Origin of the sequence: Pseudophaeobacter sp. C1-32P7 (genome assembly GCF_041008775.1) — a bacterium.
Taxonomy (GTDB): Bacteria; Pseudomonadota; Alphaproteobacteria; order Rhodobacterales; family Rhodobacteraceae; genus Phycobacter; species Phycobacter gallaeciensis_A.
On sequence record NZ_JAXGFR010000001.1, the window covers coordinates 404,246 to 420,934 of the forward strand.

Here is a 16,689-nt window from a genome sequence, read left to right on the forward strand (position 1 = left end):
GCCTGTGCTGACATCAGAAAACGGCGAATTTCGGGACAAACAGAGGCAGAGAGTGCGCGATTCGCCCGGTACACGCTGAAGTTGATACGCCAGGGCGCGCCAATCGCAAACAATACACCTCCGAAAGGACTGTTTGTTTCCAAAATTTCCCGCACTCACCCCGTATTTGACTAAAATGCGACGAAAATTTGTTCGACTGCCGAACCATTTCATATGTTCACCGTTGAGCGGCACGCCTCCCATTTTGCGCCTGCCGAAACGCATCATTTCAGATCGTAGGGGTGACAATATGACTTGGGGACATTTTTCGCACAAAGGCTGGTCCGGTTGGGGAAAAAGCAGCGGCAAGGACGCCTGCGGCAGCAACAGCTACCACAATGGCGGCGTGCGCGGCGAACACTTCGCGCGCTGGTATGACGGACATCTGTCCGACCGGTTTGGCCACGGCGGCAAAGGCCATAAAAACTGGTGGGACCGCGACGAAAAGGACGATCACGGCACGGGCGGCAGCAAGGGGACCGGTGGCAGCAAGGGCTCCGGCGGAACCAAAGGCTCTGGCGGCACCCGGGGATCGGGTGGCAAGGACGGCTGCGGCACGGGAGAAGGCACAGGCCGCGGATCAGGCGGCGGCACCGGTGGCGGCTCGAAAGGCCATCACGGCGGCAAGGACTGGTGGAACCACGGTGGCAAGAACTGGTGGGACCATGCTCGCAACGAAGATGACGATTGCGCGTCCGATGGCTCTGGAGGAACCCGCGGCTCTGGCGGAACGCATGGTTCTGGCGGCACCCACGGTTCTGGCGGGACTCACGGTTCTGGTGGAACCGGCGGATGGGGCAGCGGTGGCCATTGCGGCTCCGGAGGCACGGGCGGAACCGGCGGTACAGACGGCGGCGGCGGCGAAAACACCGACGATGGCAAGACCACCATCACTTTCACCCTGGGCGAAGAAGGCGGCAGCCAGGTGGACGTGTCCGTCACGCAGACGCCCGGCGGTGAGCTGTTCGTGAAACTGGATCCAACCACCTTTGACGGCCAGGAGGCTGATCTCGACGGCATGTTCTTCAACCTGAGCGACGACGGCCGCACCGATGCACTGCACTTCTACCCGGATGAAAACGCGTTGCCGGTGACCGGCCACAGTGCATCCGCCAATTCGGAGAACACGCTGGATAACGGCGCCACTGTCTCCGAAAACTATGACGCCCACGTGCAATTCGGACAGGTGCCGGACAGCACCGAAGGGACCGTCAACAACCTCAACTTCACCCTCTGGTCCGAAGATGGCGCGCTGACGCTGCAGGATCTGGACCTCACCAATGTGTCGATTGTGGTCAACAGCGACGGTCGGGATCCGCAGGAGCTGCACGGCGGTCTGACTGATGAAGCGCAGGCGCAGGTCGAAACCGACCCGGCAGCGGTGAATGGCATGACGCTGGACAGCTGGTCCGAAACCCTTCCGGTCGCCTTTAGCCAACCCGCAACCGAACCGGATGTTATGTCTCTCATGACCCTACCGCCGGAGGATGACATGATGCCGGAAGACCCGGCTGACACGGAAGACGACATGATGGCCGAGGCTGTCTGAGGCCACGCTGCCTCACCATGAACCGAGAAGACATTGACCGGAGGCCCCCAAACGGGGGCCTCCGGCGATTTTTTGGAGCAGCATTACTGATCCCCTTCGACGATCAACCGTTCACCTAAAAAGGAGGGTGCATCCCGCTGATGCATAAACCTTTCTTTAGGAAGAAAGGTTACACAGCTGGCCGACGGATCCTTAGGAGGTGCAGCGGTGAAACAGGAAAAATGTCAGGCCTGCCGGAATGGCGCAAAGTTCGACCTGCCCATCACCATGGCGTTCCAGCCAATGGTCGCCCTTGGCGCGGAAAAGATCTTTGCCTACGAGGCGCTGCTGCGCGGCAAGGACGGCGCTGGTCCGCGCGAAGTGTTCTCGCATGTCACTTCTGATACGCTTTACGCCTTTGACCAGAAGTGCCGCACCACCTCGATCGAACTGGCAGCAAAGCTGAACCTTGCGGAAACTGGCGCGCTCCTGTCGATGAACTTCCTGCCCAATGCGGTTTACGATCCAAAGGCCTGCATCCGGCTGACTCTTGAAACGGCGAAACGCACTGGATTTCCGGTGGACCAGATCATGTTTGAGTTCACCGAAACCGAACGGGTGAACACGGACAAGCTGATCGAAATCCTGACCACCTATCGCCGCCTTGGCTTCAAGACCTCCATCGATGATTTCGGCGCCGGCTATTCCGGCCTGAAACTGCTGACGATGTTCCAGCCGGATGTGGTGAAACTGGACGCCGGGCTGATCCGCAATATCGATGTCTCATCGGCGAAACAGACGATTGTTCGCAACACCATCAGGATGCTTGAGGAAATGGGTATCCTGATCGTCTGCGAAGGGATTGAAACCCAGGGCGAATACGATGCGCTATATGATCTGGGTGTGGACCTGATGCAGGGGTATTTGTTCGCCAAGCCGGGATTTGAGTCCCTCCCTGCGCCGCAATGGCCTGTCCACAGCAGCCTGTCCATGGAGAAAAGCGTGCTACGCTGAGGCACACGCCAAAAGTTACCGTCACGTCATCCTCTTTTTGAGCGAATTCTCCCACCTCCGCCCGCTCCTATTTGATCCTGGTCACGTTCCACGCGTACGCCCGGCCTTAAAATTGCGCTGTATTTACGGGCACGGTGAAGGAGGTTTCCCATGTATCAACTGACCGAAGACGGCGACTGGACCAACGATTTTGACTACACTCAGACCAACGTCGCAGACATCCAACCCGGTCACAGCGTCAGCGGTACCGTAGGCGGCGCCGATGCGGGCGATCTGATCCGGGTCTCACTGGCCTATGATCAGCCCTACACGTTTACCCTGGAGGGCGACGGGGTTTCCTTTGAGATGCTGGATGACGGCACCGATGCCGGGGCAACAATCGACGGCAACACGATGACCTACACGGCCGAGCACCCCTCGGATTATTATAACATCCGCGTCACTGGCAGCGGCAGCTACACCGTCACCATGCAGGGCCTTCCTGCGGATTATCTGGAGGACGAGGACGCACGCGACATGAGCGGCGCGCCAACTCTTGAGATCGGATCCAGCATAACGGGCGTCATCAATGGCAGCGCCCGCACCGGAGAGACCGACTACTATGCCTTCCACGCGATTGGCGGAATGGACTACGGGTTCTCTATGGCGCAGGCTGACTCGCCTTTTGGGGCCACGTCCGGCGGCTGGCTGGAAATCCTTGGCGCGGATGGAGAGCCGGTCGACGGTGTGTCCGGCGGCGCCAGCGCCTGGGACGGATCAGTGAAGACCTTCTCGCCCGAGCTTTCCGGCACCTACTACCTCGCCGCCTGGACCTATTTCGGCTACTCCGGCGCCTATACGATCAGCAGCTATACGGACGCCGCACCGACCAACCTGGCCAGCCTCGGCACGATTTCCGCTACCGAAAGCGGTGGCTCCACAATGGTTACCCTGCGCGTTGATATCGCCGAGGCCCCCGAAAGCGATATCACGGGAACCGTCTCTGTCACCGCAGTGGACGCGGATTACTCTAAGACGGTCAACAGTTTCGACGCCGCCTTCACGCTGGAGGCAGGCCAGACCTATGTGAACGTCACCGTCCCAGTAGGCAGCAGTGCAGATTACTCAGAAGACACGATCTTTGTCGGTGATATTGCGGAAATTCGTGGTGCCGGGATCGACCAGGGTTTCCTCGCCTCAGAGAGCTTTGTCAGCGAGCTGAGCAACACCCCAACCGCGGGCGACGACGTTCTGGTCGGCACCGATGGAAAAGACCGCATTTTGGGCCTTGCGGGCGACGATGAAATTTCCGGCCTCGGCAGACGCGATACCCTGAAGGGCGGTGCTGGCCGCGACACGCTGGACGGAGACACCGGCAACGACAAACTTCTGGGCGGCACCGGTCGGGACAAGCTGTTCGGCGGCGACGGCGACGACAAACTGCTGGGCGGCGGCGCCCGTGACCGGCTGTTCGGTGGCAGTGATGCCGACATCCTGGACGGTCAGGGCGGCAACGATATTCTGACCGGTGGTCGTGGTCTGGATGTGTTCGTGTTCTCCGGCGACTTTGGCAATGACAAGATCCGCGATTTCAACGCCACACGCAACGGTGAGGACATTGATCTGAGCGGGGTGGAAAGCATCACCGGCATGCGGGATCTGCGCAACAATCACATGAGCCAGGAAGGCGACGACGTGCTCATTCAGGATGGCAACGGCAATTCGATCACTCTGCTGGACGTCGATATGGCCGACCTAGGTGTGGGCGATTTCATCTTCTGATCGTGTAACCGGATTTTCCACCGGGCCTGCATCACGCAGGCCCGACTATTCTGACATTGACCAGCAGGTGCCCTGCCCGTTCAACCGTTTCGCAGCCCCTCAGGGTATAGCTGCAATTCCTCAGCGTGCGATCACGATATCGGCCTGCAACCCGCCCAGTTCGGCGCTTTCGGTCAGGCGCAGCGTGCCGCCATGCGCCCGCGCCACATCCACAACGATGGCAAGCCCCAGTCCAACCCCGGTTCCAAGGTTCTGATTGCGCGCAGCATCCAGCCGGGTAAAGGGACGTATCGCATCACCGCGCTGCGCGGGGTCGATACCGGGACCGTCATCCTCGACCCGGATGCGCAGGGATTTTTCCGTCAAAGTCACAGAGACCCGCGCCCGGCTGCCATATCGTACCGCGTTCGAGACCAGATTTTCCACCGCCCGGCGTATCGATTGCTGGCGTAGCATCACGGTGCCAGACCCGCTCAGCTCTCCCAGCATCACATCCTTGCCTTGCCGCTGCCAATCCTCGACGATGGCATGCGCCATTTGCATCGGGTCCACCGGTTCAGGCTCGCCTGTTGACGCACCGCGGGAGAAATCCAGAAAGGCATCCAGCAGCGCCTGCATTTCATCGACATCACGCAACAGCGGTTCCGCTTCCTCTTCGTCCAACATCGCCAGCCCCAACTTCAGCCGTGTCAGCGGCGTGCGCAGATCGTGGCTCACCCCCGACAGCATCAGGGTCCGCTGCTCGATCTGCCGCTCGATCCGGGCGCGCATATCCACGAAGGCGCTGCCAGCGGCCCGTACCTCGGTCGCGCCACGCGGCGAATAAGGGATCATCCGTCCCCGGCCAAAGGCCTGCGCCGCATCCGCAAGCCGCTTGATCGGGCGCAGCTGATTGCGCAGGTAGATGAAAGAAATCAAGGCCATGAAAAGGCCGAAGAAAACCATCGTCACGATCAGCTGATGCGGCGCTGCCGCCGTCAACCGCCGCCTGTCCACCCGCAGTTCCATCCTGCCAAGGTCGGTATCCAGGAACACCTTGACCTCGCGGTTATCGGGAAACTGCGCCGCGACAAAACCCGGCAGATCCTGCTGCAACTTGTCCCGGACAACGCGGCCAGAGAATTCGTACCACCCCACTAGATCCTGCGGGTCAGGTTCACCCTCCTCAAGGAACCGTGCCCCCATCTGCAGAGGCTGCAGGAACGGAGCAATCCGCACCAGCATGTCCTGTTGGCTTTCCGCGCCTGCGCCCTGCTGTTGCAGCAATGCGATCTGCTGCATCACCGTGGCCGTCATCTGGGTGGTCACATCCTCCAGATCTCGTTTGATAAAGACGATGGAGACCACAAGCTGCATCGACACGATAGGCACGATCAGGATCAGCGCCGCCCGGCCATAAAGGCTCCGTGGAGAATATTGTTTGAGCCTTTGCAAGAACATGCGCTAAGCCTACAGGGTCGCCCCATGGCTGTGAAGGGACCCGGCAGGCTTTTGCCCCCCGCGCCAGCAACAAAAGGAACGGATACCCGAATGCAGGCTCCATACGATTTCAATCCCGCCCCCGGCCGTGCCGAAGAGCTGCAACCGGGTGTGCGCCGCATTCTGGCCCCGAACCCCTCGCCAATGACCTATCGCGGCACCAACACCTATCTGATCGGAACCCAGGATCTGGCGGTGATCGACCCAGGCCCGGTGCTGCCAGAGCATCTGGAGGCGATTTTGGCCGCAGTGGGCCCTGATCAACGTATCGGTCATATCATCGTCACCCATGCCCATGTGGATCACTCACCCTTGGCGGCCGAGCTCAGCCAGCGTACCGGCGCGCCGGTCTATGGTTTTGGCCCGGCCAGCGCAGGCCGGAGCCCGGCGATGCAGCAACTGGTCGCGCAGGGCATGACAGGCGGCGGCGAAGGCATCGACAGCGCGTTCACGCCTGACATTATCGTGGCAGATGGCGATGTGATCTCCGGCGCGGGCTGGGACCTTGAGGTGCTGCACACACCCGGGCATCTGGGCAATCACATCGCGCTGGCGTTGGATGATGCCTGTTTCACCGCCGATCACGTGATGGGTTGGGCCAGTTCGCTGGTCTCGCCGCCCGATGGTGATCTGACTGACTTCATGGCTTCCTGCCGCAAGCTGCGCGCCCGCGACTGGCGGATCTTCTATCCCGGCCACGGCGCCCCGATCACTGACCCTGCCGGACGTCTCGACTGGCTGATCGCCCACCGCGAAGCCCGCGAAGCCGCCATCATTGATGCGCTGCGCTCCGGCCCGGCCCGCCCGGGCGATCTGGCCGCCCGGATCTATACCGAAACCCCGGCGGCCCTATTGCTCGCTGCCGAGCGCAACGTCCTGGCCCATCTCATTGACCTAATGGGAAAATCCCGCGTAACCCCGGTCGGTGACCTGAGCGCAACCGCAGAATTCAGGCTGCTGGGCTGATCCCTGGACGCCCCTGCCCCAGAGCGGTTTTCGGTCCCGGAATGTGCGATCCAATGTTATTTGCATTTTTTTCGCCTCCCCCTCTGGACGCCCCCACGCAGGGCCGCTATACGGCGCGGACCGTTCCGGCGTAGCTCAGCGGTAGAGCAGTTGACTGTTAATCAATTGGTCGTAGGTTCGATCCCTACCGCCGGAGCCATAAAAAGCCCTTAGGTCTTTACGACCTGAGGGCTTTTTGGGTTCCAGAATCTGGAGTGCTATTGGATGCGGGGGTATCTGCGCAAGAGGTGCACTCCCCTCCTTTTTTCTGAACCTGCTGGCCTTCTAAGTTACATTCTGGTCTCCAGTTGAGCGCTAGAGGTCAGAATGGCGAAGCGCCACGTCCGCGTTCTGCGGTCCGAACCCTGTGTCCGTGGATGTGGCCTTTGAGGCCATCAATTAGTCCATTTAATGCGACAGCTTTTTGTGTTCCTTGCCGTCCTCCGAGATGTGAAAGAGAGTGCAGTGGGGCACTGCCCTTGCGCCATGCTTTTTGAGCTCAAACCCAAAGACAGACGTTTTGATTTCCAACAAAGAGGAAAAAATTATCTGTGCATTTGGAAGTCCAGACGCCAGAGGTAATCAGTTGGTAACTCAGGTTGCTTGGCCACCCTTAAGGTAGGTGCAGTGCCTCCCCCCAAGCGCAGGCTTTCATCAAAAGGATGGAGCTATGGCGTCAAACTCTCCGACACCAAAAAAGCCCTCAGGTCTGCGCGACCTGAGGGCTTTTTATGGCTCCGGCGGTAGGGATCGAACCTACGACCAATTGATTAACAGTCAACTGCTCTACCGCTGAGCTACGCCGGAATGTGAGGCGTGGTATAGAATCTCCGCTCTGCCGCGTCCAGAGAAAATTCTCTCCAAGCTGCAGTTTTTTTCAGCCCCTAAAGTCAGAGCGCGCTTTCAGCCTAACATATTGGTCTTAAGCCCTCTTTCGTCTCCGCGCCGACACCCCCTGTCACCTTGATAGGCCCCTGTGGAACCAACCTCTGTCCACGCGTCTTCGGCACCAAGGCGGCCCAAAAGCCCGACCGGATTGCCACGTTGTCCGGCTCGGCGCCGTAGCCAGCCCCCCTCCCCCGTTATTGGTCAACAGCACGGAGAGCCTGTGCCGCGGAGCGCCGACTTCAGGCGCACATATGGACGGACAAAAAGCTCTCGGCCTCGCACCAGATCTCATCGAGCAGTTCGGTCTGGGTGATGTCGCAGCCTTCTGCGTGTTCGATCTCCAGCATCAGCTCGCGGAACCGGGTCAGGCCCAGGACCGCTGCCGATCCCGCCAGGCGGTGTGCCTCCTGGCGCAGCTCTGTCGTCAGCTCCTCGGCCTCGGCCAAAGCTGCCTTCAGCCGCTCCACGTCCTCGCAATACGTCGCGAGGAAGCCGCGGGCGCGTTCCGGGCCAAGCGCATCGAAGAACTGCACGATGTTTTCGTCCTGATTAACCTCCGGCAGCACCGGGGTTCGCCCTGCCCGACGAGCGATCACATCGGCAAGTTCCTGTTTGCTGATCGGCTTGGTGATGACCTCGGCGAATCCCGCGTCCAGAATGCGGGCATGATCTTCGGCGGCGGCATGCGCTGTAAGGGCTACGATGTCGGTGCCTTCCGCCAGTTTCCGCGCGCGGATCCGGCGAATTGCCTCGATCCCGTCCACCTCTGGCATGCTGATATCCATCAGGATCAGATCGAAACTGCCCGCTTCGGCGCAGTTGACCGCCTCCAGCCCGCCTGCGGCCGTGGTCACCCGTTGGCCCTGCTGGATCAGCATCTTCTCCAAGAGCAGGCGATTGATGTCATTGTCTTCGACGATCAGGACGGCACTAGTCTCCTGTTCCTGATCCGATTGCGCCTCGGCCTTGACCATGGGCGCGCTGGCCACCGGCAGCGGCAGCGACATCGAGAACAGGCTGCCTTCGCCAAGTTCGCTTTCGCAGGTGATTTCACCATCCATCGCCTGCACGATACGGCGGGTGATCGCCAGGCCAAGCCCGGTGCCCTCATTGCCGCGCCGATAGCTGGAATCGAGCATGGTGAACTCTTCAAAGATGCGCTGCAGATCCTCCTGCGGGATACCGGGGCCGGTATCGGCGACATGGAAGTCCACCACATCCGTCTCCGGCAGGCGCTGGATATCGACGGAAACGGCGCCTTCATTGGTGAATTTCACAGCATTTGCGATCAGGTTGAGAAGCGCTTGCTGAATGGCGCGGGGTCGCCCTGCCACCACCGAGGACGGGCCAAGGCTGCAATGCAGCGACAGATCGATTCCCCGGCTCTTTGCGGTGGCCTGCTGGCTTTCGATCAGACCTTCGGCCAGTTCCCTGAGGTCGAAGACACGAATCTTTTCCGGGTCCACCCCTGCTTCGAGCCGCGACAGCTGCAACACGTCGTTCACATGATGCAGCAGAAGCTCTCCCGACACTCGCATTGCCTGGAGATAGCGCATCTGTTCGCCCGAGGGATCGGTGTCTTCCAGAAGGTCGATCGCCCCCAGCACCCCGGTCAGAGGGGTGCGCATTTCGTGGCTCATGACGGTGAGCAGATTGGCCTTGGCACGCTCACCTGCAAGGGCATCATCGCGGGCGGTGCGCAACTCTTCTTCGGCCTGCATCCGGTCCGAAATGTCACGCATGAAGCTGACAAAGACCATATCCTGCCCCGACTGGCTGAGCGAGACCGAGAGTTCGACCGGAAAAATTTCACCGGACTTGCGCACCCCTTCGAGCTGGACCCGGCCGGCGCCGATCACTTTGGTCTGGCCGGTATTGAGGAAACGCGCCATGCCCCGGGCATGGGCTTCGCGCAGGTGCATCGGAATGATCAGCTCCTGCATCTTCTGCCCGATGACTTCGGCGCTGTTGTAGCCAAAAATCGTTTCGGCCGCGCCGTTGAACGCCTGAATACGGCCTTCGGTGTCGACCACCAGAATGGCGTCGAGAGAGGAGGAAATCATCGCCTCCATCTGCGCGGCGGCGCGGCTGCGCTCTTCGGCCAGCTGGCGCCCGCGCCGGTACATCTGCGCCAGCATTAGCGCGGTGATCGCAATGGCCGCGAATAACGCCAGAATGACCCAACCCAACTGGTAGAGGATATCGAACAGCTGCAGGCGCTTGGCCTCGGTTCCCTCGACCTGCATCACCACCCCGAACAGGGCAAGTTCACGCACCTTGTCGCCGTTCTGATTCAGTTCCGAACGAACCTGAGAGATATTTTCAATCAACTGCTCGTCGCTGACATCGATCAGATCAGCCAAACGGTCCAGCCGCGCACTGAGATCGGACAGTAACTTGCTGCCCGCCTCGTTGTCGCGAAGCTCCTGAAACAGCGGGCTTTCCTGAAAGGTCGCAATACGGCTGTAATAAATGTCAAAGCGACGGCGCAGCAGGGGCAGGTCCTTTGCCTGCCGCGCTGCACCGGCTGCTGCATCCAGTTTCAGATGCTCGACCTCGGCCTGCGACATGACCCATTGCATGTTGTCCGTCGCGGCCGTCGATAGGCCCTCGAGCCTGAGGAGAACCTGTTGACCCAGGCGCACGGACTGTACCACCAGCAAAGGCAGAACGATCAGGGCCGCGACCAGAACCCAGCGCGACGCTAGTGGAAATCGCCAGTCCGTTTCTTTGGTCACCGGGCCACACCTTTACCGTTGGACGTTGATCCCCTCCAGCTGCCAGATGCTTCTGGAGTAGATCGCTTCGGTTTTATACGAGGGATTGCTATCGTAAGGGTAAACGATCCACAAAGGCCCCTTGGAGCGGACCGACATGGTCTTGCCGTTGCGTTCATAGGCGATGATCGGCCCCCCTTCGATCGCATCGGACAGAGGCACCTCGACCATGTAATCGTTGATCGCCCGCGCTTGCAGGACACCGGAGGTCAACCCGAGATGGGCCATGAGATCCTTCAGCGATACGCCGGTGAAGGCCTGCGTGCCAGAGGTCCAGATGGTTTCCGTTTCAAAGGAGGTCTGGCCCAGCGCCATTAGCTGATCGCGGGTGAAGGTCGTCGTCGAGGCATCATCCCCTTCGATCTGAACCGTCAGCAGCACGGTGTCGTCGCTGGCGGCCTGCGCCGACGCCCCAAGCCCGAGCATCAGGCCTACCCCCAGCGCCAGAACCAGCGCGCCCAAAACATTCATCCAGCGGATCATCACAACACTCCTTTTTGAAAATACCCAATTTCACCGCGTCGGACACTGACAGATTGTGCCCCCTCTGGCACCAACGCCTCGGGATATGCGCCTATCCCAAAGGATAGGACGCCTGCCGGATGGGTTATTAAAACCCAACCTTTTCAGCTGTCCTTCTCCAGCTTAATTCAGTTATCTTTCTAAATGTTTTATTGAAAACCGGCCCGGGGCACTATTGTCTGCAAGAGGGAAGACACGTCCAGCCGGGGATTGATACTTATGAAACCCTTGTCGTGTAGGTGTCGACTTTGATTGACCTTCGCTGTCGCTAACAGACTCTAGGAATTCTATGCGTATTCTTTTGGCAGATGATCATGACATGGTTCGCGAGACCATTTCCGCCTACCTCAAATCCGAGGGGGGCGCAGAGGTGTTGCTTGCCACCGATCTGCCGGGCGCGATGGAGCTGATTTCCGCGGAAGGCCCGTTTGACCTGGTGTTGCTGGACTACCAGATGCCCGGAATGACGGGACTGGATGGTCTGGCTGAGGCGCTTGCGGCCAATGGCGGCAAGGGCGTTGCCATCCTCTCCGGCAGCGCTCCGGCCAATACTGCCCGGGCGGCGCTCGATGCCGGGGCCATCGGGTTCATTCCCAAGACCATGGGCGCGCAGTCGCTTTTGAACGCGGTCCGCTTCATGAGCGCGGGGGAAATCTATGCTCCGGTCGAGTTGATGCGCGCGGAAGAGAGCGCAAATACGCACCCCCTGGCCGAACGGCTGAGCCCGCGGGAGCTGGAAGTCCTGAACGGCCTTTGCCGCGGCCTGTCGAACAAGGAAATCGCCCGCGAGTTGGACTTGCAAGAGGTCACCATTAAACTGCATGTGCGCACCCTCTGCCGCAAGCTTGACGCCAAGAACCGCACCCAAGCTGCGCTGACCGCCAAGGAAGCCGGTCTTTTCTGAACCCCGCCCGCAGACTGCGCCGCACCGGTCGCATTCAGGTGTTCTTTGGCAAGAGGCGACATTCCTCCTCTCCGGCCGTGCGGCCTCTTGATCAGGCCGCCCTCTGCCGTTTCGCACGTCGGCGGGCCGCACCGGCTTCGGCCTTTTCATTCGCCATGTCTTGGATCCAGTCCTCCCAGATCGACCGGTTGTGGTCCAGTTGCACGCTGTCGACGATCTCCACCCGTCCCAGAATCGCAGCCTCAAAGCTTTCCTGTTTCACCTTGCCATAGGCATCGGGCACAAGCCGACGAACGATCTCGGTCTGCGCGATACCGGCAACGGCGGCCTTGGTGGCATGAAGGATACGCGGCGCATGGCGTTTGAATGCTGCAAGGAGACTGCCCGCCCGCACCAGATAGATGCCGGAATTCCACAGGACATCAGGATCGGCCTCATCACTCCCCACTCCAGCGCTGTACAGCGCCTGCATCGGCTCCTGTCCCCGGCGCCGCGACAAGGTTCTGAGACGACCATAAGACCCGTGATCACGGGTTGCCACCGCCACGATACCGCCCTGTTTGGCCGCAGGCAGTGCTGCCTCCAGCGTCTGAAGCAAACGGCCTTCGGAGGCGCAGGAATGGCTGGCAGGCATGATCAGCAACAGCGCATCCGGCGCATCGCGGAACCGCAGCGCAACGGCCGCGAGAGCCGCAGCGGATTTCGACAGCCCCGGCTCGATCAGCAGGGAGCCCTTTACGCCCACCGCGCACATCTGCTGCACTGCCAGACCTTGATTGGCTTCGCAGGTGACCACCGTCGGAGCGGCAAACATCGGATGATCCAGACAGCGGATAACCGATTGGAACCGGCTTTCGATCATCGCTTCCGCGAAGAAATGCGCCGGAACGCGCTCTTCCCCTGCCGGAACCACAGAATTTGCCTGCCCTGCCATCACCACTGGATAAATCATAACAACCCTCGCCGGAGTAAACTGATGCCGACAGGTTTACAGAAACTTCATACAAAAAGCGCCTATCCATGGGGCTGCGCAGCGCGCCCAAAAGGATAGGTCGCGCGCAAAGGCGCACCCCATGCGGGCAGCGCTCGGCCTGGCGGCGGTCAGCCTAAGGAGGCAGGCAGATGCGCATAGCCCCGGAACCGCATCCGACCGCCGGAGACCCGCCCCGGCAGCAGATTGTAATCCGGAAAGCGACTGAGGAAGCGTTCAATAGCGATCTTGCCTTCCAGCCGTGCCAGGGTCAGCCCGACGCAGACATGGGGTCCCCCGGCGAATGCCAGATGCCGGTTTGGCTTGCGCGAGATGTCGAAGCGTTCAGGATGCTCGAACACCTCCGGATCGCGGTTGGCGGCGCCGATCACCAGATGCAGGTTGGTACCCCGCGGGATCTCAAGCCCGCCGATCTCCACCATCCGCGTGGTTTCCCGGTTGCCCAGCTGGTTCGGGGACCGCATCCGCAACATCTCCTCCACCGCCGGTTTGATCAGCTCCGGATCCGCCTGCAGCCGCGCGCGCTGGTCCGGGTGATCATTCAGAAGCGCCAGACCATTGCCGATCAGGTTGGTGGTGGTCTCATGCCCTGCGTTGAGGATGAAAATACAGTTCTGGATCAGCTCGATCTCGCTCAGCTGCTCATCCGCGCCCTCGCCCCGGATCAGTCGGGTCAGCACGTCGGTTTCCGGATCGCCCCGCTGGGCACGGCGCCGCGCGATGAGATCCGTCAGATAGGCTTTGAACTCCTCCACCGCCTTATGCCCGCGCTCCAGCTCCTCATCGCTGAGCGCAGGTTCCAGCGCCCCGAGGATCGCCAGCGACCAATCGCGCAGCGGCCCGCGTTCCTCCATCGGGACGTCCAGCAGGTTGCCGATGATCTGGATCGGAATGGTCGAGGCGAAATCCTCGATAAGATCGACCTCCTCGCGCCCTTCCATGGCATCCAGCAGATGATCGACGGTCTCAACCAGCCCCGCCTCCATCCGCCCGATGGCACGCGGCGTCAGGGCCGAGGTCATGATCTTGCGCACGCGTGTGTGCAGCGGCGGGTCGGAAAACACCAGCGATGTGGTGTGATGTTCAAAGAGCGGTGAACCTTCGCCGAACTTGGGAGCAAAGGCGGCCTTCTTATCCGAGGAGAAAGACGTGGTGTCCCGATAGATCCGGTCCAGATCCGCATGGCGGCAGATCAGCACCGAACCATCGGGCTGCTGCAGAATGGGCGCCTCAGCCAGCAGGGCATCGTAGAAGGGAAACGGATCCTCCACAAAGCCCTCGGGTGGGTTTGCCAGATCAAAATTCAGAATGTCGGGTGCGGTTTGCGGTTGTGTCACGTCGTCTCCTCCCAGAACGTGCCGTAACGTCCGCTGTCGTTTTGAGACTGTCAATCGCTGCGGCGTAAAATTCCGCTGCGAAACCAGCGTGACAGCCCCCTGCGCCCCGGATATGTTCGCCCTATGTCCACGCCTATCTCATCCATCCGCAACCTTGGCCCGGCCTCGGAAGAGTCCTTTGCCCGTGCAGGCATCCACTCCGCCGAGGAGCTGCGCGAGCTTGGCGCGGATGCGGCCTATGCGCGGCTGCTGCAGGCGGGCAGTCGCCCTCATTTCATCGGGTACTATGTGCTGGTGATGGGGCTTCAGGGGCGCCCGTGGAACGACTGCAAGGGCGAGGAGAAAAAAGCTCTGCGCAAACGGTTCGACCAGATCAAGGCGGAAAACACCACGGCCAAGAGCGAGGCCGCCGGTCTGTCCCGGCTAGAGCGCGAGCTCGATGCCATCGGCGTCATTCCCCGCCGGGGATAAGCGCTCCTCCCCCTTTCCGAAGGAAACGGACGAACGAAAAAGGCCGCCCCGGTGTCCCGAGGCGGCCCTGAAATCCGGGTCACGGAAAGTCAGGCTTAGCCGACCAGTTCCAGACCGGAGAAGAAGTATGCGATTTCAACCGCTGCGGTTTCCGGCGCGTCGGAGCCGTGAACCGAGTTTTCGCCAACCGATTCCGCGAACTCGGCGCGGATGGTGCCGGGAGCGGCGTCTGCCGGGTTGGTGGCGCCCATGATTTCGCGGTTTCTCGCGATGGCGTTTTCACCTTCCAGAACCTGACACACGATCGGCTCGGAGGACATGAATTCGCACAGTTCGTCGTAGAAGGGACGCTCGGCGTGCACTTCGTAGAACTTGCCGGCCTGTTCCTTGGTCAGGTGGATGCGTTTTTGCGCGACGATGCGCAGACCTGCTTCTTCGAATTTGGCGTTGATTGCGCCGGTCAGGTTGCGGCGGGTTGCATCGGGCTTGATGATCGAAAAGGTGCGTTCCAGTGCCATCGGGCGTTCTCCATTAGTGTTCGGCCGGGGCAAATCCCCGCGCCGGATATATCGCGCGCCGGGTAACATGCCTGCGCTCGCTTGGGAAGGGCTGAGTTGCTCCCTGGCGCTCAAATCCACGCTGTCAACACGGCCTGCGATCAGCCCGCTTCGGGCAAAGGTTCGCGTATATCGACCCAGCGCACATACAGCGCCGAGGCCAGCGCCAGGATACTGGCGCACAGGATGATCCCCAGCACCATGAAGGGCCCGTTTTCAGGCGCCACCAAAGCACCGGTCAGCGAGGTCAGAACCGCCCCCAGCGCCACCGACAAGGCCCCCGACAACCCCGAAGCGCTGCCCGCCAGATGCGGGCGCACCGACATCAGCCCGGCGCTGGCATTGGCGATGGTGAGACCGTTGCCAAATCCGACGCAGATCGCGGCGCCGAAAAACACCGAAACCGAGCCCTGCCCCAGCGCGAACAGGATCAAACCCCCAAGCGGGCCGAGCGTCGCGCTGATACGGCCAATCAGGATCAGCGTCAGCAGCGACACCCGCCCCGCCACCCGTCCGGTGATGAAATTGCCCACCATGAAACCGCTGGTGATGATGCCGATGCCCAGCCCCACCATGGCAGGGCTGAGGTCGAACCAGGCCGCTGCCACCAGCGGCGCCCCGGTGATGAAAGAGAAGAACCCGCCGACCGAAAAGGCCACACAAAGGCTGTACCCCCAGAACCGGCGCGAGGCCAACAGCTCAGGATAGGTGCGCATCTGGGCGCCAAAGGTGGCCGAGCGGTTGTCGTTTGTCTCGCCCCAGTCGCCCCAGGCCAGCGCCAGCATCGCAAGGCCCATCAGGGTATAAAGGATGAATCCCGCCCGCCAGCCAAAGGCCATCTCGAGAAAGCCCCCCAGCATCGGCCCCAGCATCGGCGCCAGCGCCATCGCCATGGAGACGTAGCCCATCTTGCTGGCGGCCTCTTCGGCGCTGTGCATGTCTCGGATCGCAGCGCGGGAGACCAACTGCCCCGCCACCACGGCCCCTTGCAGCAAGCGAAAGCCAAGGAACACCCAGATCGATTGCGCCAGCGCGCAGCCGATTGAGGCAAGGGCAAAGACCAGCAGCGACGCCAGCACCACCGGGCGACGTCCGAAGCGGTCCGACAAAGGCCCCATGACCAGCTGCAATACCGCAGAAATCGCCAGGTAACCGGCGATGGATAGGTTCACCAGACCATAGTCGGCCTGAAAATCCTCTCCGATCCGAGCCAGCGACGGCAGGAACATGTTGAGCGACAGCACCGAAAGGGCGGTGCCAAAGATCAGCGTGGCAATGTGAGGGGCCGTTTGCGCAGCTCGCATGGCAGTCACCGGACGTAGAACGGGAGAAAGACGAATTCCCGCCTTGGCTATCACGTGCTCCGGGGATGGGCCAGTTGATACCCAGTTGAGACACAGCGTGCAAAGGCGCTGG

General features: G+C 60.9%; 13 protein-coding genes and 2 tRNA genes. 7 read left to right on the plus strand and 8 right to left on the minus strand.

What is annotated here, in order from left to right; translation table 11 throughout:
* Nucleotides 1-289: 289 nt before the first annotated feature.
* The 3 genes from SM763_RS01820 to SM763_RS01830 all read left to right on the plus strand — a co-directional run bounded on the left by SM763_RS01820 (nucleotide 290) and on the right by SM763_RS01830 (nucleotide 4,342).
* Complete coding sequence (locus SM763_RS01820; protein WP_368997267.1) at nucleotides 290-1,588, plus strand: hypothetical protein; 1,299 nt, start codon at nucleotides 290-292, stop codon at nucleotides 1,586-1,588.
* A 207-nt stretch (nucleotides 1,589-1,795) separates the two neighbouring features.
* Nucleotides 1,796-2,581 carry an EAL domain-containing protein gene (locus SM763_RS01825; RefSeq protein WP_274827852.1) on the plus strand — a complete coding sequence of 262 codons (786 nt, stop codon included), beginning with the start codon at nucleotides 1,796-1,798 and terminating at the stop codon, nucleotides 2,579-2,581.
* A 150-nt stretch (nucleotides 2,582-2,731) separates the two neighbouring features.
* Nucleotides 2,732-4,342: a calcium-binding protein gene (locus SM763_RS01830; protein ID WP_368997269.1), complete on the plus strand. Its 1,611-nt coding sequence runs from the start codon at nucleotides 2,732-2,734 to the stop codon at nucleotides 4,340-4,342.
* A gap of 120 nt (nucleotides 4,343-4,462) precedes the next feature.
* Here the strand turns inward: SM763_RS01830 and SM763_RS01835 are convergent, their stop codons facing one another.
* Entirely contained in the window at nucleotides 4,463-5,782 is a 1,320-nt protein-coding gene (locus SM763_RS01835) for an ATP-binding protein (RefSeq protein WP_274836834.1), read from the minus strand.
* A gap of 90 nt (nucleotides 5,783-5,872) precedes the next feature.
* Between SM763_RS01835 and SM763_RS01840 the strand changes: the two genes are divergently transcribed.
* Together SM763_RS01840 and SM763_RS01845 are read left to right on the plus strand one after the other, a co-directional pair.
* Nucleotides 5,873-6,787 (plus strand): MBL fold metallo-hydrolase, encoded by a 915-nt coding sequence (locus tag SM763_RS01840; protein WP_368997271.1) that lies wholly within the window; start codon nucleotides 5,873-5,875, stop codon nucleotides 6,785-6,787.
* A 124-nt stretch (nucleotides 6,788-6,911) separates the two neighbouring features.
* A tRNA-Asn gene (locus SM763_RS01845) sits at nucleotides 6,912-6,986 on the plus strand.
* A 572-nt stretch (nucleotides 6,987-7,558) separates the two neighbouring features.
* Here SM763_RS01845 and SM763_RS01850 read toward each other — a convergent pair.
* From SM763_RS01850 to SM763_RS01860, 3 genes are all read right to left on the minus strand, one after another.
* A tRNA-Asn gene (locus SM763_RS01850) sits at nucleotides 7,559-7,633 on the minus strand.
* Nucleotides 7,634-7,953: 320 nt separating this feature from the next.
* Complete coding sequence (locus tag SM763_RS01855) at nucleotides 7,954-10,452, minus strand: hybrid sensor histidine kinase/response regulator (RefSeq protein WP_368997273.1); 2,499 nt, start codon at nucleotides 10,450-10,452, stop codon at nucleotides 7,954-7,956.
* 12 nt (nucleotides 10,453-10,464) lie between these two features.
* On the minus strand, nucleotides 10,465-10,974 hold the full coding sequence (locus SM763_RS01860; protein WP_368997275.1) for a putative pterin-binding protein: 510 nt from the start codon (nucleotides 10,972-10,974) through the stop codon (nucleotides 10,465-10,467).
* A 328-nt stretch (nucleotides 10,975-11,302) separates the two neighbouring features.
* Here SM763_RS01860 and SM763_RS01865 point away from each other — a divergent pair, with 328 nt between their 5' ends.
* The gene (locus SM763_RS01865; RefSeq protein WP_274828475.1) at nucleotides 11,303-11,917 is read left to right on the plus strand and encodes a response regulator transcription factor; all 615 of its coding nucleotides are present in this window, start codon (nucleotides 11,303-11,305) and stop codon (nucleotides 11,915-11,917) included.
* 91 nt (nucleotides 11,918-12,008) lie between these two features.
* Here the strand turns inward: SM763_RS01865 and SM763_RS01870 are convergent, their stop codons facing one another.
* On the minus strand, nucleotides 12,009-12,869 hold the full coding sequence (locus SM763_RS01870) for a hypothetical protein (protein WP_368997277.1): 861 nt from the start codon (nucleotides 12,867-12,869) through the stop codon (nucleotides 12,009-12,011).
* A gap of 149 nt (nucleotides 12,870-13,018) precedes the next feature.
* Entirely contained in the window at nucleotides 13,019-14,245 is a 1,227-nt protein-coding gene (locus tag SM763_RS01875; RefSeq protein WP_368997279.1) for a cytochrome P450, read from the minus strand.
* Between the two features lie 123 nt (nucleotides 14,246-14,368).
* On the opposite strand from SM763_RS01875, the gene SM763_RS01880 reads away from it, so the two are divergent.
* Nucleotides 14,369-14,716, plus strand: coding sequence for a TfoX/Sxy family protein (locus SM763_RS01880; RefSeq protein ID WP_274828478.1), 348 nt, complete (start codon nucleotides 14,369-14,371; stop codon nucleotides 14,714-14,716).
* Between the two features lie 95 nt (nucleotides 14,717-14,811).
* On the opposite strand, the gene ndk is transcribed toward SM763_RS01880, so the two are convergent.
* Nucleotides 14,812-15,234 (minus strand): nucleoside-diphosphate kinase, encoded by a 423-nt coding sequence (ndk, locus tag SM763_RS01885; RefSeq protein ID WP_368997281.1) that lies wholly within the window; start codon nucleotides 15,232-15,234, stop codon nucleotides 14,812-14,814.
* Nucleotides 15,235-15,374: 140 nt separating this feature from the next.
* Entirely contained in the window at nucleotides 15,375-16,577 is a 1,203-nt protein-coding gene (locus tag SM763_RS01890) for a multidrug effflux MFS transporter (RefSeq protein ID WP_368997283.1), read from the minus strand.
* Between the last annotated feature and the right edge of the window lie 112 nt (nucleotides 16,578-16,689).